Below are 17945 nucleotides of genomic sequence, written 5' to 3'. Positions count from 1 at the left end.
TCAGGTTGCCGGTACGGGTCTCGGTCGCGGCTTCCTGGCGAGCGCCCGTCGCTCGACCAGGCGCCACGAGGCGATGGCGAGCAGCCACACGATCGGCGTGGCCACCACCACGAGGAGCCACGGGTGGATGTCGCCGCCCAGCACCTGCACGATCGTCTGCTGAACCGGGAACGCCCAGATGTAGAGGCCGTACGAGGCGTCACCGAAGCGAGTGAGCCCGCGACCGACCGGCGGCAGGGCGTAGGCGAACCAGAACGACAGGTAGACGGCGCCCACGGTCCAGACGACCACCGACAGCCACTCGGGGCCGAACCCGGCCAGCACGCACGCCGCGAAGGCTGCCGCGGCGACCGGGTGTGAGAGGACGAGCCGGTCGCGCCAGTCGTACGTCGCAGCGGCGAGCGCGAAGGCGGCCAGCACGGACACCGCGCCCAGGGCGGGCGACGTGACGGTGACCCACACAGCCGCCCAGGCGAGGCCGGCGACGGCCAGCGCGGTGACCGCGGCGCGGCTCCTGAGCAGGCCGACCACGCCCATCAGGAAGAGCAGCAGGTAGGCGAACACCTCGACCGGGAGGCTCCACAGCGGGCCGTTGACCGAGTCGCCGTAGATCGACTCGTCGAACACGCCCGGAAGGTCGGCGCCGAAGGGGAGGAGGACCACGATCCGCAGGGGGTAGATCCATGTCTCGCCAGCGGAGAAGTAGGTGACCAGCGACACGCGGGTGACGAGGGGACCGAGCACGAACGCCGTCACGAGTGCGACGACGGCCAGGCCCGGGAGGAGGCGCAAGCCGCGCTTGATCCAGAAGTCCCGTGGTGAGGGGTCGAGCTCCCAGCTGCGCCGGATCAGCAGACCGCTCACTGCGAAGAAGATCAGCACTCCGACGTGGCCCAGGCTCGTGTCGAGCTGGTGGAGCGGCTCCCGCAGGCCGACCAGGGCGTAGGAGTGCGAGACCAGCACCGCCCACGCAGCGAGGAGTCGGAGCACGTCGAAGTTGTTGTCACGGTCGCCGAGCCGATCGCCGAGGACCACCCCCGACGAGTGAAACCTGTCAGAGACCCCCGGCATGCGCAGGAGGGTAGCAACCGGGCGGACCTCAGCCGCGAGGGCCACCGGTCTCGCCGCGGATGCCCGCGCGCAGGCCGGCAAAGGCCTCCCGGAGGCGCCCCCTGCGGCCCGGTGCCACCGCCGTCACGATCGCGAGGTGGCGCGCGGCACGGACCACGGCTCCCGCCGCCCACCTGGGATGACGCCGGCCGTGGCGCCGCACCAGCAGGACCAGGTTGCGCCACTGGTAGTGGTAGCGGAACTGGCTCGCGACCACGAAGGGGAGCTGGCGACCGTTGGCCAGCACGACCGGCTGGCCGAGCCGGTGGTCCAGTGAGGCGCCGGGCGCCACGACCGCCTCGAAGCCGGCGTCGATCGCCCGTAGCCAGTAGTCGGTGTCCACGCCGTCGATGACGAGGGACTCGTCGAAGGCGCCGACCGCGTCGAGGGTCGCCACCGGCAGCAGGAGTCCTGACTGGATGGGCTCGCCGCCGGCCGCGAAGTCCGCGTGCCCGTGTGTTCGGCCACGTCGTACCGTGGCGATGTCGCCCGGCGACGTCATGCCCACGCGGATGCCCGCCCGCGAGGCGGCGCGCTCGGCGCGCGCGAGCGCCTGCACGTAGCCGTCCGGGAGCGCGGAGTCCTGGTCCATGGTCAACACGTGGGTCAGGGTGCGGTCGCCGCTCCTGGCGGCCCCGATCCCCGTGTTGAGCGCCGCGCCGATCCCGCGGTTGACCCCGTGACGCACGACGGCGGCGCCGAGTGCCTCGCACTCGTCGACCAGCTCGCTCCCGGACGGGGACCCGTCGTCGACGACGACGACGTGGTGCACCTGGTCGAGGACCGACCGCACGGCTTCCGGGAGCGAGGGACCAGGCCGGTAGGCGGTGATCACAGCAGCCGCGCGGAAGGAGGAGGTCATGTCCCGACTAGACTAGGCGGCGATGGAACACGAGGACGTGGGGGCTGCCCAGGAACGAGGGCGAGCAGCCCTCCTCGTGGGCGTTGCCGCCGGTGGCTCGGCCGCAGTCAGCTACGCCGTCATGGCGGTGGTGGCCCGCACGCTCAGCACCGCGGACGCCACCGTCTTCCTCACGGTGCTCTCCGTCCTGTTCTTCGCCTACGGCCTGCTCTCGGGCCTCGCCACCGAGGTCACACGCACCTCGGCTGCGGCCCTGCGTGACCGGCGTGCGGTCGGCCCGAGCCTGTGGCGGGTGGCCGTCATCGCGTCCCTCGCCTGCTCGGTGGCCGTGGTCGTGTTCTTCCTGGCCGGGCACCGCCGCCTGCTGGGGCCGGGAGCGACCCTCGACGACGCCTGGCCCCTGGCGCTGCTGCTGGGGGTGGGGGTCCTGGGCTACACGTTCCACTCCACGGCCGTCGGCGCTCTCTCCGGACGCCGCCAGTGGTCGGGCTGCGCGACCGTGATCGGCGCCGAGGCGTCCATGCGGCTCGCGCTGACAGGGGTCGCCGCCGTCGCCGGGGCCGGGCTGCTCGGCATCCTGGTCGGGTCGACGGCATCGGCCCTCGCGGTGGTGCTGGTCCTGGCCGTGGCTCCGACCGTACGTCGGGCGATGAGCACGCCGACCGACTGCTCGGGTCGTCAGCTGTCCTGGCGCATCGCCCAGTCGATGCTCGCGCAGGCCTCGGCGGCAGCCGTGGTCGTGGGCTTCCCCGTCATGCTCGCGTCGACGACCGCGCCCGCCGACTACCGGGGCGCGGCGCCGTTGATCCTCGCGATATCGCTGACCCGCGCCCCGCTCCTGATTCCCCTCAACGCAGCCCAGGGCGTCGCTGTCTCCTACCTCGTGCACGCTGGTCGGCGCTTCGGCCGCGCGCTGCTCGTGGTGGCGACGGCGATCACGGCGGTCGGCGTCGCCGGGAGCCTGCTGGCGTGGGCCATCGGTCCGTGGCTGATGGCGACGATCTTCGGCGCCGACTACCGCGTCGACGGCTGGGTGCTCGCACTGCTCACGCTGTCGGCGACGCTGCTGGCTCTCCTGACGGTCACCGGTGCCACGTGCCAGGCCACGAACCAGCACGCGATGTTCGTCGGAGGCTGGCTGACGGGCACCCTCACCACGCTGGCCCTGCTGCTGCTCCCCGGCTCGCTCGAGGAGCGCAGCGTCCTGGCGCTGCTGGTGGGCCCGAGCGCCGGTCTCGCCCTCCACGTCGTCTCCCTCGCCCGGGGCATCGCCGCCCGTCGGGCCCCTGAGGAGGGACGCGTGCATGCCGACGCCTGATCCGCGCCCGGCTGTCTCGGTGGCGATGGCCACCTTCAACGGCTCGGCGTGGGTCGCCGAGCAGCTGGACAGCATCCTCGCCCAGCTCCGCACCGACGACGAGCTCGTCATCATCGACGACGCGTCCACCGACGACACCGTCAGCGTCGTCCGCTCGGTCGCCGACGACCGTTTGCGCCTGCTCGAGTCGCCGGTCAACCGGGGCTACGTCGCGACGTTCGAGGCTGCGCTCCTGGCCTGTCGTCACGACCTGTTGCTGCTCGCCGACCAGGACGATGTGTGGCCCCCGGGCCGGGTGGACGCCTTGGTGGCGGCGCTGGCACGAACCGACGTGGTGGCGGGCAACCTCGCCCTGCTTGGCACGGGGGAGTCCCTGCACTCGCCGTTCGGCGCGCAGGGCTGGGAGTTGCGCTCGGACGACTCCTCCAGGCGCGTGCGCAACGTCGCGGGAGTGATGGCCGGGATGCGGCCCTACTTCGGCTGCGCGATGGGCATCCGCCGAGCAGCGCTCGACACGGCCGTGCCGTTCCCGCCGTTCCTGCACGAGTCGCACGACCTCTGGCTGGCACTGGTCGGCAACGTGCGGGGCAGCATGACCCACGTGGAGGACGTGGTGGTCTGGCGGCGCCTCCACGAGACCAACACCTCGCCGAGCAGGCCGCGAGGAGTCCTGCCCGCACTCCGGTCGCGATGGATGTTGGTGCGCTGCCTCGTGGAGATCTCCGCGCGCGTGCGCCGCAGGGGCGTACGACTCAGCGGGTGAGGTGCGTCCACAACAGGCGCATCGACCGTGAACGTCCGGAGCTGCGCAGTGCGTCCGGGACGAGGGCCAGACCGTGCAGTCGCGAGACCCATCGGCGTCGGGCCGCGCGTGCCGCCCGCGTCCAGCCGTCGGTGGCGAGCTGCTCACTGATCTCGCGGAAGTAGCGCCGGTCGTCGGCGAAGCGGGTGCCGTCGAGGGCGCTGGAGGACGACAGGCTCGCGGTGTGCCGCCGGTAGGAGAAGGCCTCGTGCGAGTCCACGACCAGCGAGCCGCCCGCTCGCACGACGTCCATGACGAGCGCCAGGTCGAGGATGATCGGGAGGTCCTGGCGGAAACCGCTCTCAGGCAGGCGGGACCGCCGGAAGACGAGGGAGGGCCAGTAGAGCCAGTTCCCGCGGAGCAGGCTCACGGCGAGATCCTCGCCGCTCATCACCCGGGTCGGTCCGGGACGCGGTCGGAGCACGCGCTTGATGCGATCGCCCAGGGGCAGCACGTCCTCACCGGACTCGTCGATCACCCGGACCCCCATCTGCAGGAACGCCGCGTCGGGGTGCTCGGCCATCAGCGCGCGGGCGCGAGCGACGAACGACGTGTGCAGGAGGTCGTCGCAGCCCAGGAAGACGACCAGGTCGCCCGTCGCCAGCTGCCGGCACCGCTCGAAGTTGCCGGCGATGCCGAGGTTGGTGTCGTTGCGGACGTAGGTGATCCGGTCGTCGTCCTCCCGGGCGAAGTGGCGGGCCGCCGAGGCGTCGGGATAGCAGTCGTCGACGATGGTCATCGTCCACCGGGGGTCCGTCTGGGCCTTGACGCTCTCGACGGTGGCGTACAGCAGCTCCGGGTCACCCCAGAACGGGACGAGCACCTCGAGGGTGTCCGTCACGCTGCGTCTCCGCCCTGGTCCTTCTCGACCGACGAACGGCGCTCGAGCTCGACCTGCAGCAGGGCGACGTCCTCGGCGAGCGTACGGGTGCGCTCCTCCAGCCGGCCCAGCTCCGAGCTGTGCTGGAGCGTGAGCATCATGATCACCAGCGAGGCCACGAAGAACAGCAGGTTGGCCGGCACCTGGAGGCCGAGCACGGTCGTCGCCCAGGACAGCAGCCCGGGGAATGCTGCGACGGTGAGGGCGCCGAGCGCGACGATCCCCCAGATCAGTGCGTACTTCTCCCGCAAGCGGTGCCGCCGCAGCATCTCGAAGAGCGACAGCAGGATGACGACGGACCCGACGACTCCCAGGATGCTGACGCCGCTCATCGCTCCACCTCCTCGGTGTGGGTCTGGGGCTCGGTGCGTGGCTCGGTGCGGATCAGCTTGGCCGGCGGGGCGCCGGCGTCGTCGAGCTGGGCCGGCCAGTCGCGGACCAGCGCGAGGCCGAGCGCGAACACGGCGCGCAGCAGGTAGATCGCGGCCTTGACAGGGGAGTGGGACGCACGTCCGGCCATCCGCGGGCGCATCACCACTGCTTCCTGGGTGATCACGCAGCCGGCCCGGGCGCCGATCACCAGGGACTCGACGGTGTCGCCGAGGTACTCGGCCGGATAGTGCCGGGCGAAGAGCGTGATCGCGCGACGGTTGCTGACGCGGAAGCCGGACGTCACGTCCGTGAGGCGGGTCCGGGCCAGCCGGGAGAGCACGCGGGCGAGCAGGATCATCGCCCATCGCCGCGGGCCACGGACCTTGTAGGGATCGTCGTGGGTGGCGAACCGGGCGCCGATGACGATGTCGGCGCCGTCGAGCCGCTCGATCAGGGTGCGGAGGTAGCGGGGGTCGTGCTGGCCGTCGGCGTCGATCTGCACGGCCACGTCGTAGCCGTTGCGCAGCGCGAACCGGTAGCCGGCGCGCATCGCGCCGCCCACGCCCAGGTTGAACGGCAGCCGGGCCACCAGCGCGCCGGCCTCCTCGGCGACGGCGGCGGTGCGGTCGCCGGAGCCGTCGTCGATCACGAGGATGTCCGCGTCGGGGTTGGACCCGGCGATCTCGCGGACCGTCCCCCCGACCGATGCCTCCTCGTTCCACGCCGGCACGATGACCAGGACCCTGAGTCCTGACCGCGGGTGGTCGGGCATGGCAGGCATGCTAGCTCCCGTCCTTGATGTCGTAGACGATGCGCGAGGCTCCGCCCCAGTCGAAGCGGCGGACCTCCTCGAGGCACTGCATGTCGAGGTCGCGCGCGGAGACGATGGTCCGGAGCGCCGGGACGCGCTCGGCGAGCGTGCACGGTGACGCGCGCACCAGGATCACGTCCGGGCCCGGGTTCTCCATCGCGATCCCGGGCTTGTCCTGCCACTGGAACCACACGAACGCGCCGCCGCGGTTCCAGATCGACTCGTCGGCGTCCGGGGCGAGCTCGGTCCAGGCGTCGCGCTCCGGCCCCGCCAGCTGGCGACCCGAGAGGCTCGGGACGCCGGACGAGGCGAGCAGGCTGTCCACCGCGTAGGCGTCGCTGGCCCACAGCCCACCGTCGTCCCTGATGGTCGGGGCGTCCTCGAGGAGCTGGTCGGCTGCCGCGCTCCCGCGCAGGTCGGCCAGGCCGAACAGGATCGGGTTCACGTTCCACACCAGGAGCGCTGCGCCGGCGACCGCGACGACGTAGCCGTAGGGCCTGCGCGGACGCAGGGTGATCGCGAGGACCGCAAGGGCCACGACAGTCGACGACACGTAGATCTCGGTGAGCGTGAGCGTCGGGATGCTGGCGAGGCGCAGGAGGGAGCCGGCGTACGCCGTCGTCGCGCCGGTCGCCAGGGCCGACGCCACCGCGGCCCGACGGGCTCCGAGGTCCGGCAGCAGGGGCAGCACCAAGCAGAGCAGGAGCACGCCGAGCATGCCCACGACGTCCGCGGCACGAGCCTGCGGGACCTGGTTGAGCAGCGGGATCGAGGACGCCAACGACCCGAGGGCGAGGGTGGACCAGGCGAACCACACCGCCGTCATCGCGCCGAGCACGAAGATCGCCACTCGGTGCTCTCGCGGGGCCGGTCGCCACGCGGCCGCGGCGAGGATGGCCACCCAGACGAGGGTGACGCCGAAGGACGCGGAGGTCTCGCTGGCGTTGGAGGCGGCGATCACCGGGTGGTCGCTCAGCACACCGAGCACGGGCGCGGCGAAGATCTCCGGGAGCGCACTGGGGGTGCCGTCGGAGCGCCGCAGGCCGGGGTAGACGGTCTCGGCCAGGACGGTCAGGGTGGCGCGGTTCTCCAGCACGACCGCTCCGATGGCCGCCACCGTCGCGACTCCGGTGGCGCCCACGACGGCGATGGTCCGTCCGCGTCCGACCCGCGGGACGAGAAGGAAGGCGACCGTCGTGGCGAGCACGGCCGTGTCGAGCACCACGCTCCACGGCGGGTAGGCGTACAGCGTGCGGGCCAGGAAGAGGGTCGACAGCGCCCCCCAGACGATCGCGGGCACCGTACGCCGGTCGACGGCGGCCGCCTGCGCTTTCATCAGCGCCGTGCAACCGACGAAGAGCGGACCGAGAGTCGCGATCGGGCCGAAGGACCACCATGCCGCGAGGGGGGAGAGGACCAGCAGGGCGACCGCGAACCAGCCCACGCGCGAGCTCGCGGTGATCCGGCGGAACCAGGCAGGCACGCTCAGCGTGAGGAGCAACATCGGCAGCCACAGCGTGGCGGAGTAGAGGACATGGTCGGGCAGCCACGGGCCGAGCTGCAGGGCCCAGCGGTCGAGGAGGACGACTGTGCTGACCGGCCCGCTGGGCAGCTGGTTGAGGAACTGCTCGTCGGCCGTGAGCGGATTCAGGTCGTCGGTCGAACCGGTCGTCATGACGCGCAGCAGGCCGGGCGTCGATGTCGCCCACTCGTCGGACCGCTCGCTGAGGGGCGTGCCCAGCATCACCCCGGAGGGCTCGCCAGGCTTCTCCCTCAGCTGGTCGATCCCGATGCTGGAGTAGCTCGCCCCCGTCAGCGCCAGGGCGAGGTAGACCAGGACGGGGACGATGACGGACCAGCGCGCCTCGCGCAATCTGTCGCGCACAGGACGCAAGTCGAAGGCCTTCCAGCTCCGGTGGTGGGACCGACCGCACTATACGGTCAACTACCGTTGCACCGTGCCCCAGCAGCAGCCCGAGCAGCAAGCCCCGCCCGTACAGCGCCTCCGGGTGCGCTACGCCAAGCGCGGCCGGCTCCGCTTCACCAGCCACCGTGACTTCAGCCGCGCCTTCGAGCGCGCGGTCTTCCGCGCGCGGATCCCGATGGCGTACTCCTCGGGCTTCAACCCCCACCCGCGCATCTCCTACGCCGGCGCCGCCCCCACCGGCTCGGCCAGCGAGGCGGAGTACCTCGAGCTCGCGCTCGCCCAGGTCGTGGTGCCGCGCGACGTCCACGCGATGCTCGACGAGGCGCTGCCGGCCGGCCTCGACGTCCTCGAGGTGGTGGAGTCGGCCGGCGGGTCGCTGTCGGACCTGCTCGAGGGCAGCCGCTGGCGCATCGCGGTGGACGCTGACCCGGCCACCGCCACCGAGGCCGTCAGCCGCTTCCTCGCGGCCGACGAGGCGCTCGTGGAGCGGATGACCAAGAAGGGCATGCGCGAGTTCGACGCCCGCAGCGCCGTGGTGTCCCTCGTCGTGCTCGAGGGCGACGAAGGCGACGCAGGGCGTACGACGCTCGACGTGGTGCTGCGCCACGCGACCCCGGCCGTACGCCCCGACGACGTCCTGCGCGGGCTCGGGAACGTCGCCGGGCTGGCGGCGGGGGAGGCCCCGCTGATGACCCGGCTCGCCCAGGGGCCGCTGCTGGACTCCGGTGAGGTCGGCGACCCGCTGGCGCCTCGGGCATAGCGCCGCGCCGGGGTCGGTGTGCGATACTCGCCACGTTCGACGCCCTGGCAACCGTCAGGATCCGTCGAGCCGACGACGTTCTCGCCGGTCACTCCGATGTGGTCGGCACCCCGGGTGGGTGGACGTCACCGGACCGCGACGCGGCCACTGAGTCGGTGACAGCGACTCGTCAGTGGCCCGGCGACCGCGGCAGGTGGCGGAACAGCCTCTCGGAGACGCACACGCGGAGGGTGTCGCCGCCACAGAAGCTTTGCGTCTCCCGTGATCGCCGATCGAGAGCGGTGGACGCCGTATCGGCACCACCTCGGTGCCCGAGGAGCACCACATGCTCGATGACGACCAGCCCGACCGCACCACCGACACCGGCGCCGACACCGACCCGGGCACCCCGGAGGCGCCGCCCGCGCCCGTGGTGACGAGGCGTACACGCAAGGCGCCCGCCAAGAAGGCTGCTGCCGCGCCTGCGGCCGCTGCCCCTGCCGAGGCCGAGGCGCAGCCCGGTGCCGAGCCTGCCGCGGAGTCGGCCGGGGCCTCCACCGAGGCCCCGGTGGTGAAGAAGACCGCACGCCGGGCGCCGGCGAAGAAGGCCGCACCCCGCAAGACGGCCGCGAAGAAGGCCGCCGCACCCGACGAGGCGCCGACGCCCGCCCCCGAGGCCGCTGCCTCCGAGGCCGCTGCTGGCGACGACGTCGCTCCCGCGGCCGCTCCCGCCAAGCGCGCCCCGCGCAAGCGGGCCGCCAAGAAGGCCACCGCCCCTGTTGCGGAGTCCGCCGCCCCCGCCGACGCGCCTGCCGACGCCGCGCCCGGTGCCGCTGCTGAAGAGTCCGCCGACGACGCGGCCCCCGCTGTGCTGTTCCAGGCGCCGGTGGTCACGACCACCACGCGACGCACGCGCAAGAAGCCCGCGCCGGCCCCCGTCGAGACGGTCGAGGGGGACGAGCCCGTCGCCGCCGAGACCGCCGCCGAGGAGCCTGGTGTCGAGCGGCCCGCCAAGAAGGCGGCGGCCAAGAAGTCCACGAGCAAGGCCGCCGGCAAGAAGGCGCCCGGATCCGGCAAGGGCAAGGGCAAGGCCGCGGAGCCGGTCGCCGAGGCCACCGCGGTCGAGTCGTCCGAGGACGAAGAGGTGATTGAGGAGGCCGCGGCTGCCGACGGCGTGACCACGGAGACCCCCGAGGTCGCCGCCGACGCCGACGAGTCCGCCCCGACCGACGAGGCTGAGGGTGAGGACGGCGAGGGTGGTTCCGCCCGTCGTCGTCGCCGTCGCGGTGGCCGTCGCCGGCGCAAGTCGTCCGACTCCGCCGGCGACACCGGCGACACCGGCGACCAGGACTCCTCCGACTCCTCCGACGACGCAGCGGACGCCACCGCGTCCGGCGACGGGGACTCGGGCCCCGACTCCGGTGACGGCAACGGCGAGGGTTCCTCGCGTCGCCGTCGTCGTCGCCGCCGCTCGAGCGACGACGCCGAGTCGTCGGACGACGACCCCAACACCGTCACCCGCGTACGCCGCACGCGCTCCGCCGAGGACCAGATCACCTCGGTCGCCGGCTCCACGCGCCTCGAGGCGAAGAAGCAGCGCCGCCGCGAGGGCCGCGAGGCCGGTCGCCGTCGTGCGCCCATCGTGAGCGAGGCCGAGTTCCTGGCCCGCCGCGAGTCCGTGGAGCGCGTCATGGTGATCCGCCAGCGCGAGGACCTCACCCAGATCGGCGTGCTCGAGGACAAGGTGCTCGTGGAGCACTACGTCGCCCGCGAGTCGCAGACCTCGATCATCGGCAACGTCTACCTCGGTCGCGTGCAGAACGTGCTGCCGTCGATGGAGGCCGCCTTCATCGACATCGGCAAGGGCCGCAACGCCGTCCTCTACGCCGGCGAGGTGAACTGGTCCGCGCTCGGCCACAAGGAGGGCGCGCCCCGCAAGATCGAGTCCGTGCTGTCCAGCGGCCAGATGATCCTGGTGCAGGTCACCAAGGACCCGATCGGCCACAAGGGCGCCCGCCTCACCAGCCAGGTCAGCCTGGCCGGCCGATTCCTCGTCTACGTCCCCGACGGCACCACCTCCGGCATCTCGCGCAAGCTGCCCGACACCGAGCGCAACCGCCTCAAGAACCTCCTCAAGGAGATCGTCCCCGACACCGCGGGCGTGATCGTGCGCACCGCGGCCGAGGGCGCCAGCGAGGAGGAGCTGACCCGCGACGTGGAGCGGCTCAAGGCGCGCTGGGAGGACATCGAGAAGAAGTCCTCCAACCGCGGCTCCGGCCCGCAGCTGCTCTACGGAGAGCCCGACCTGACGCTCAAGGTGGTCCGCGACCTCTTCACCGAGGACTTCTCCAAGCTCGTCATCGAGGGCGAGGCCGCGTGGGAGACCGTGTCGGCGTACGTCGAGTCGGTGGCCCCGGACCTCGCCGAGCGCGTGCAGCGCTTCGAGCGCGGCAGCACCGGTGGCGACATCTTCGCGACCTACCGCGTCAACGAGCAGATCCAGAAGGGCCTGGACCGCAAGGTCTGGCTGCCCTCGGGCGGCTCACTGGTCATCGACCGCACCGAGGCCATGACGGTGGTCGACGTCAACACCGGCAAGTTCACCGGCTCCGGTGGCAACCTGGAGGAGACGGTCACCAAGAACAACCTCGAGGCAGCCGAGGAGATCGTGCGCCAGCTCCGGCTGCGCGACATCGGCGGCATCATCGTGGTCGACTTCATCGACATGGTCCTGGAGTCCAACCGCGACCTCGTCGTGCGCCGCCTGGTCGAGTGCCTGGGCCGTGACCGCACCCGCCACCAGGTCGCCGAGGTCACCTCGCTCGGCCTGGTCCAGATGACGCGCAAGCGCATCGGCACCGGCCTGCTCGAGTCGTTCAGCGAGAACTGCGAGCACTGCCACGGTCGCGGCGTCGTCATCAAGGACCAGCCGGTCGACCCCGAGGCGAAGTCCGACGACGGCGAGGGCCGTCGCAGCGGTCGCCGTCGCGGTCGCCGCGGCGCCAACGGCGAGAACGACAACGGCAGCGGCAACGGGGGCGGCAACGACTCGTCCTCCGACCACCACAGCCACGCCCCGTCGCCCAAGGACGTGGCCGCCATGGCCCGCCACGAGAAGCCGACCGACGAGGCTGCTCCCAGCGTGGAGGAGCAGGCCGACGAGCCTTCCGCCTCCGCGCAGGAGCCGACCGTGGAGCCCGCGGCCGAGGTCCCGGCCGAGGCCGCCCCGGAGGTTGCTGCCGAGCCCGCTGCCGCGGACGTTGGCGAGCCCGCTGCCGAGACCCCGGTCGAGGCGCCTGCCAAAGGGGCTGCTGAGGAGCCTGCTGCGCCGGCTCCCGTCGAGGACGAGAAGCCGCGCGTCGTCACCCGCACCCGACGCCGCTCCGCGAGCCGTCCTGCCGGTCCGCCGGCCCCCGTCGCCGTGACCGACCCGGCCGCGGGCGACAGCTCGGGCCAGGTGCCGGGCGTGCTGTCCGGCGCTGCCGGCACCGTTCCGGACACGGGCGTCGTCGAGCCCGGCACCGCCGACTCCGAGCCGGTGGACGCACCCGTGGTGGAGCACGTACCGGTCAAGAAGAAGGGCTCGCGCAAGCGCTGAGCACCCTGGGACGGGGGCGGCCGGACGTCGTTTTGCCGGTCGTCACCCGATCCCGTAGTCTTGACCCTCGGTGTTCGACACACCATCCCTGCGCGCCCGCCACGCGGCGTACTCGCCCTTCCAGGCGGTGTCGTGCGCAGGTAGAAGTTCCCCCAGTTTTCCGCAGTCTGATGAGGAGAGTGGCCGTGTACGCGATCGTGCGCGCTGGCAGCAAGCAGCAGAAGGTTGCCGTGGGCGACGTCATCGAGATCGACAAGACCGACGTGGCCCAGGGTGACTCCATCACCCTCCCCGTCGTGATGGTCGTCGACGGCGAGAAGGTCACCGCGACCGGCCTGGACAAGGCGAGCGTGACCGTCGAGGTCACCGGCGCCACCAAGGGCCCCAAGATCATCATCCAGAAGTACAAGAACAAGACCGGCTACAAGAAGCGCCAGGGTCACCGCCAGAAGTACACCCAGGTCAAGGTCACCGACATCTCCCTCTGAGCGTTCGCTCGAGGTCGACACGTCTCCCCAGCTCAATTCGTCAAAGGACTGAACAATGGCTCACAAGAAGGGTGCCGCAAGCACCAAGAACGGTCGTGACTCGAACTCGCAGCGCCTCGGCGTGAAGCGTTTCGGCGGCCAGGTCGTCGGCGCCGGCGAGATCATCGTCCGCCAGCGGGGCACCCACTTCCACCCGGGCACCGGTGTGGGCCGTGGCGGCGACGACACCCTGTTCGCCCTGCAGGCCGGCGCCGTCGAGTTCGGCACCCGCCGCGGTCGCAAGGTCGTCAACATCGTCCCCGGCGAGTGACCTCCCCGCGACACTGAGCACTTCTGCGAAGGGCGTCCCGATTCCGGGGCGCCCTTCGTGCTTTCACCCACCGATGCAAGGAATCTGATGGCCATCCCCACGTTCGTCGACCAGGTCACGCTGCACCTCGCGGCCGGACGGGGTGGCAACGGCGTGGCCTCCGTCAAGCGCGAGAAGTTCAAGCCGCTCGGCGGCCCCGACGGCGGCAACGGCGGCCAGGGCGGATCTATCATCCTGCAGGTCGACACGAGTGTCACCACCCTCGTCGACTACCACCACAGCCCCAAGCGCCGCGCCGACAACGGCGGCCAGGGCGCCGGCGACCACAAGAACGGCGGCAACGGCAAGGACCTCGTCCTGGCCGTCCCGGACGGCACGCTGGTCAAGGACGCCGACGGCAACGAGCTCGCCGACCTCGTCGGCCACGGCACGACGATGGTCATCGCCCAGGGCGGCCGCGGCGGCCTCGGCAACGCAGCGCTGGCGTCCTCCAAGCGCAAGGCCCCCGGTTTCGCGCTGCTGGGCGAGCCCGGCGACGAGCTCGTCGTACGCCTCGAGCTGAAGGTCGTCGCCGACATCGGTCTCGTCGGGTTCCCGAGCGCCGGCAAGTCCTCGCTCATCGCCGCGATCTCGCGAGCCCGGCCCAAGATCGCCGACTACCCCTTCACCACGCTGATCCCCAACCTCGGCGTGGTCACCGCGGGCGAGACGACCTTCGTGGTCGCCGACGTCCCCGGCCTGATCGAGGGTGCTGCGGAGGGCCGTGGCCTGGGCCATGACTTCCTTCGCCACATCGAGCGCTGCGCGGCGCTGGTCCACGTCATCGACACGGCGTCCATCGAGCCGGGTCGCAACCCGCTCGACGACCTGGAGGTCATCGAGGGCGAGCTGGCCCGCTACGGCGGCCTCGAGGACCGGCCGCGGCTGGTCGCGCTCAACAAGGTCGACGTGCCGGACGGCCAGGACATCGCCGACATGGTGGTCGAGGAGCTGCGCGGTCGCGGGCTGCGGGTCTTCGAGGTCAGCGCCGCGTCCGGTGCCGGTCTGCGCGAGCTGACGTTCGCCATGGCCGAGATCGTGGTCGCGTCGCGGGAGGTCGCCCCCGACGCCGAGCCCGAGCGGATCGTGCTGCGACCCAAGGCCGTCGACGCCAGCGACGACTTCGAGGTCGTCGGGACCGACGACGGGTGGCGCGTGCGCGGCACCAAGCCCGAGCGCTGGGTGCGACAGACCGACTTCAGCAACGAGGAGGCAGTGGGCTTCCTCGCCGACCGGCTCAGCCGGCTCGGCGTGGAGATCAAGCTCGCGCGGATGGGCGCCCAGGAGGGCGACGCCGTCATCATCGGCCCGGAGAACAACTCCGTGGTCTTCGACTTCAAGCCCAGCATCGAGGCGGGCGCCGAGATGCTCGGTCGCCGCGGTGAGGACGAGCGGCTCCGCGAGAACCGCCCGGCCCGCGAACGCCGCCGCGACATCGCCGAGGCGATGGAGACCAAGAGCGAGGAGGAGGCGCGCGCCGACGTCGCCCGCCGCCTCGACGAGGAGCGGAAGAAGAAGGGCCCGAACCGCAGCAGCGGCAGCTCGGGTGTCGGCCCCATGTCCTACGAGATCGGCACCAAGGACGACCCCGACTGGGACGGCAGTGACGACTGACCGCTCGACCCTGGTCCGCGCCGCCCGGCGCATCGTGGTCAAGGTCGGGTCGTCGTCGCTGACCACGGCCTCGGGCGGGATCGACCCCGCTCGCGTACGCCGCCTCGTCGAGGTCCTCGCGGCCGCACGAGGCACCGGCGCCGAGGTGGTCCTGGTGTCCTCGGGCGCGATCGCGGCAGGCCTGGCGCCGCTCGGCTTCAGCACCCGCCCGCGCGCGCTGGCGGCCCAGCAGGCAGCGGCGTCCGTGGGGCAGGGGCTGCTGGCCCACCGCTACCAGGAGGAGTTCGCCCGGCACGGCATCGTGACCGGCCAGGTGCTGCTCACCCTCGACGACGTGGTGCGCCGCGCGCACTACCGCAACGCGCACCAGACCCTCGCCAAGCTGCTCGAGCTGGGGGTGGTGCCGATCGTCAACGAGAACGACACCGTCGCCACCTCCGAGATCCGCTTCGGCGACAACGACCGGCTCGCGGCGCTGGTGGCGCACCTGGTGCACGCCGACCTGCTCGTGCTGCTCTCCGACGTCGACGGCCTCTACGACGGCCCGCCCAGCCGGCCGGGCTCGACGCTGCTGCCGGTGGTGCGCTCCGAGGACGACCTCGCGTCGGTGACCATGGGCGCCGCCGGCTCGTCCGGGATCGGCACCGGGGGCATGACCACCAAGGTCGACGCAGCTCGCATCGCGACCGGCGCCGGCATCCCGGTGGTGCTCACCTCCGCCGAGCAGGGTGCTGCAGCACTCGCGGGCGCCGAGGTCGGCACCCTCTTCGAGGCCACCGGCAAGCGTCGCCCGACCCGGCAGCTCTGGCTGGCGCACGCGACCTCGGGGCTCGGCTCGCTCACGCTCGACGCCGGAGCCGTACGCGCCGTGGTGTCCCGCGGCGCCTCGCTGCTCCCCGCCGGCATCACCTCGGTGACCGGGAGCTTCGTGGCGGGCGACCCCGTCGACCTGCTCGACCCGGACGGCGGAGTGGTGGCCCGCGGACTGGTGAGCTTCGACGCGGACGAGCTGCCCGCGTTGCTGGGGCGTTCGACCGGGGACCTGAAGGAGTCGCTCGGTGCGGCGTACGAGCGCGAGGTCGTGCACCGCGACGACCTGGTGCTGCTGCGCTAGCCGACTGCCGTCCTCAAGACGCAGGTCCGTGCCCTCAGGTGCGGTGGCCGTCCTGCCGGTGGACGGGCACCCACACGCCGCTCCCGGGTTCGGGCAGGTCGAGGTTGTCGGGCAGGCTGTCCGTGGTGGACGGGTCGAGGCAGTAGTCGGTGTATACGGCGAAGCCCTCGTGCGGGCGGAGCGCGAGCAGCGTCTGCTTGACCCGGTCGAGCGCCGATTCGAAGCTGCCGTGGGCGACGCCGATCATGTCGCCCCAATGCTCCGGCGTCATCACGATGACCACCGGTCGCTGACCGCCACCCTCCTTCGTGACCAGCACCCGGATGCGGTCCGGAGCCACCGCGGACGCCGAGGACCACCTGTCCAGGTCCCGGACGAGACGTCGCCAGTGCTTCGCGTGGTCCACACAGCAAGCATGACCGATACAGCGCGGCTGCCGGCGCATCTTGATGGATTCTACATCGAACATGTGTTCTATATCGGTGCATTCCGTAGTAGAGTCGTGCTCACGTTCCACAGTCACCGGGTAGTCGTGATGCCGAGCTGGTGGGGCGAGTTGCGAGGGTGAGTAATAGTCCGGGTGTCCGGGCCTCCAGGAGCGACGACCGTAGAGCCACACGCAGGTGCGTGGGGTACGCCGTCGTCGGAAAGGAGGCAGTCCGTGAACCACCCGATCCTCGCTGCTGCCTCCGACATCCGCGCGGTGTTGAAGGGCGTCGCGGGTGCGAACCCGACGTTCATGACTGTCGATGACAAGGCGGCCGCTCTGCGTGAGCTGGTCGCAGCCGAGGCGCAGCTGGTCGAGCTGAAGTTGCGGGTCCTGGCCGACGCCGGTGACCTCGCGGACGCGACGGGTGCGAGGGACGCGGCGGGGTGGCTGGCGCACCAGACGCGTACGCGGTTCGCCGACGCGCGCGCCGACCTGAGCCTCGCCGGGATCCTGGACCGGGAGCGGCCGGTGCTCGCGGCGGGGATGCGCGAGGGCGCGGTGACGCTGGCGCAGGCGCACGTGATCCGCCGGGCACTCGACGCCCTCCCCGCAGCGGTGGACGCCGACACGGTCGACCGTGCCGAAGCGCACCTGGTGGGGTGTGCGGGTGAGTTCGGGCCCAAGGAGCTGGGGCGGATCGGGCGCCGGGTCCTCGACGTGATCGCCCCCGAGATAGCCGACGCCGCTGAAGCCACCCGACTGGCCGACCTCGAAACAGCCGCCGAAGACAAGACTCGGATGACGATGCGCCGCCAAGGCGATGGCACCACCCGCATCAGCGCGCTCGTGCCGGACGCGGTCGCGACCCGGCTTGCGACGTACCTCGAAGCGTTCGCCAACCCCCGCGCGCAGCGCGGCGAGAATGCGCAGACGTCCGATCCGTTCACCCGGCTGCCGTACCCGCGGCGCATGGGCGAGGCGTTCTCCCGGTTCCTCGAAGCCCTCGACCCGTCCCGGCTCCCGGTCCACGGCGGCGATGCCACCACGGTCGTCGTCACCATCCCCCTCGACTCCCTGCGCGCCGAGCTCGCGACCGCCGACCTCACCGGCGCCGGCCTCGTCCCGGGTGACGACCTCACCGGCGACCGCATCACCGCCAGCCAGGCACGCCGGCTCGCCTGCACCGCTAAGATCCTGCCCGCGGTCCTCGACGGCACCAGCCTGCCGGTCGACCTGGGACGTGCGAAGCGGCTGTTCTCACCGGGCCAGCGCAGGGCGATGCTGATCCGCGACCGCGCCTGTCGTGCCGAGGGCTGCGACACCCCGGGCACGTGGTGCGACGCCCACCACCTCGACCCCTGGCACACCGGCGGACCCACCGACCTGGCCAACGCGATCCTGCTGTGCCCGCACCACCACCACCGCGTCCACGACACCGGCTACCGCACCGACCGCCTGCCCAACGGCGACCTCAGGTTCCACCGACGGACGTAGGAACTCGCCTCGCTGAGGGTGTCCGACGTCTTGGGTA

General features: G+C 72.0%; 16 protein-coding genes. 9 read left to right on the top strand and 7 right to left on the bottom strand.

Features of this window, described 5'->3' with window-relative positions; translation table 11 throughout:
- Complete coding sequence (locus K4G59_RS05185) at positions 1-1071, bottom strand: acyltransferase family protein (RefSeq protein ID WP_231249802.1); 1071 nt, start codon at positions 1069-1071, stop codon at positions 1-3.
- Positions 1072-1099: 28 nt separating this feature from the next.
- Positions 1100-1972 carry a glycosyltransferase gene (locus tag K4G59_RS05180; protein ID WP_231249801.1) on the bottom strand — a complete coding sequence of 291 codons (873 nt, stop codon included), beginning with the start codon at positions 1970-1972 and terminating at the stop codon, positions 1100-1102.
- A gap of 22 nt (positions 1973-1994) precedes the next feature.
- Between K4G59_RS05180 and K4G59_RS05175 the strand changes: the two genes are divergently transcribed.
- Together K4G59_RS05175 and K4G59_RS05170 are read left to right on the top strand one after the other, a co-directional pair.
- The gene (locus tag K4G59_RS05175) at positions 1995-3290 is read left to right on the top strand and encodes a hypothetical protein (RefSeq protein ID WP_231249799.1); all 1296 of its coding nucleotides are present in this window, start codon (positions 1995-1997) and stop codon (positions 3288-3290) included.
- Entirely contained in the window at positions 3277-4053 is a 777-nt protein-coding gene (locus K4G59_RS05170) for a glycosyltransferase (RefSeq protein WP_231249797.1), read from the top strand. The genes K4G59_RS05175 and K4G59_RS05170 overlap by 14 nt, the downstream gene beginning before the upstream one ends.
- On the opposite strand, the gene K4G59_RS05165 is transcribed toward K4G59_RS05170, so the two are convergent.
- Genes K4G59_RS05165 through K4G59_RS05150 form a run of 4 tightly spaced genes read right to left on the bottom strand, consistent with a single transcriptional unit; the run spans position 4043 to position 8040 of the window.
- Positions 4043-4933 carry a glycosyltransferase family 2 protein gene (locus tag K4G59_RS05165; RefSeq protein WP_231249795.1) on the bottom strand — a complete coding sequence of 297 codons (891 nt, stop codon included), beginning with the start codon at positions 4931-4933 and terminating at the stop codon, positions 4043-4045. The genes K4G59_RS05170 and K4G59_RS05165 overlap by 11 nt on opposite strands.
- Positions 4930-5304: a DUF2304 domain-containing protein gene (locus K4G59_RS05160; RefSeq protein ID WP_231249794.1), complete on the bottom strand. Its 375-nt coding sequence runs from the start codon at positions 5302-5304 to the stop codon at positions 4930-4932. The genes K4G59_RS05165 and K4G59_RS05160 overlap by 4 nt, the downstream gene beginning before the upstream one ends.
- Positions 5301-6116, bottom strand: coding sequence for a glycosyltransferase family 2 protein (locus K4G59_RS05155; protein WP_231249792.1), 816 nt, complete (start codon positions 6114-6116; stop codon positions 5301-5303). Before K4G59_RS05155 ends, K4G59_RS05160 begins: the two co-directional genes overlap by 4 nt.
- Before the next feature lie 10 nt (positions 6117-6126).
- Positions 6127-8040 (bottom strand): DUF7657 domain-containing protein, encoded by a 1914-nt coding sequence (locus tag K4G59_RS05150; protein WP_231249790.1) that lies wholly within the window; start codon positions 8038-8040, stop codon positions 6127-6129.
- A 73-nt stretch (positions 8041-8113) separates the two neighbouring features.
- Between K4G59_RS05150 and K4G59_RS05145 the strand changes: the two genes are divergently transcribed.
- The 6 genes from K4G59_RS05145 (at position 8114) to proB (ending at position 15984) form a co-directional block, all read left to right on the top strand.
- Complete coding sequence (locus tag K4G59_RS05145) at positions 8114-8842, top strand: TIGR03936 family radical SAM-associated protein (protein ID WP_231249788.1); 729 nt, start codon at positions 8114-8116, stop codon at positions 8840-8842.
- A gap of 325 nt (positions 8843-9167) precedes the next feature.
- On the top strand, positions 9168-12419 hold the full coding sequence (locus tag K4G59_RS05140) for an Rne/Rng family ribonuclease (protein ID WP_231249787.1): 3252 nt from the start codon (positions 9168-9170) through the stop codon (positions 12417-12419).
- A 185-nt stretch (positions 12420-12604) separates the two neighbouring features.
- The gene (gene rplU / locus K4G59_RS05135) at positions 12605-12907 is read left to right on the top strand and encodes a 50S ribosomal protein L21 (RefSeq protein ID WP_231249785.1); all 303 of its coding nucleotides are present in this window, start codon (positions 12605-12607) and stop codon (positions 12905-12907) included.
- Positions 12908-12962: 55 nt separating this feature from the next.
- Positions 12963-13217, top strand: coding sequence for a 50S ribosomal protein L27 (gene rpmA / locus K4G59_RS05130; protein WP_135840891.1), 255 nt, complete (start codon positions 12963-12965; stop codon positions 13215-13217).
- An 87-nt stretch (positions 13218-13304) separates the two neighbouring features.
- Complete coding sequence (gene obgE, locus K4G59_RS05125; protein WP_231249784.1) at positions 13305-14870, top strand: GTPase ObgE; 1566 nt, start codon at positions 13305-13307, stop codon at positions 14868-14870.
- Positions 14860-15984 carry a glutamate 5-kinase gene (proB, locus tag K4G59_RS05120; RefSeq protein ID WP_231249782.1) on the top strand — a complete coding sequence of 375 codons (1125 nt, stop codon included), beginning with the start codon at positions 14860-14862 and terminating at the stop codon, positions 15982-15984. Before obgE ends, proB begins: the two co-directional genes overlap by 11 nt.
- 34 nt (positions 15985-16018) lie before the next feature.
- On the opposite strand, the gene K4G59_RS05115 is transcribed toward proB, so the two are convergent.
- Positions 16019-16390, bottom strand: coding sequence for a hypothetical protein (locus tag K4G59_RS05115; RefSeq protein WP_231249780.1), 372 nt, complete (start codon positions 16388-16390; stop codon positions 16019-16021).
- A 255-nt stretch (positions 16391-16645) separates the two neighbouring features.
- Here K4G59_RS05115 and K4G59_RS05110 point away from each other — a divergent pair, with 255 nt between their 5' ends.
- On the top strand, positions 16646-17908 hold the full coding sequence (locus K4G59_RS05110; RefSeq protein WP_231249779.1) for an HNH endonuclease signature motif containing protein: 1263 nt from the start codon (positions 16646-16648) through the stop codon (positions 17906-17908).
- Positions 17909-17945: the final 37 nt, after the last annotated feature.

Origin of the sequence: Nocardioides furvisabuli, assembly GCF_021083185.1 — a bacterium.
In the GTDB taxonomy this organism is placed as follows: Bacteria; Actinomycetota; Actinomycetes; order Propionibacteriales; family Nocardioidaceae; genus Nocardioides; species Nocardioides furvisabuli.
This window is presented reverse-complemented; position numbering and strand designations above follow the sequence as displayed.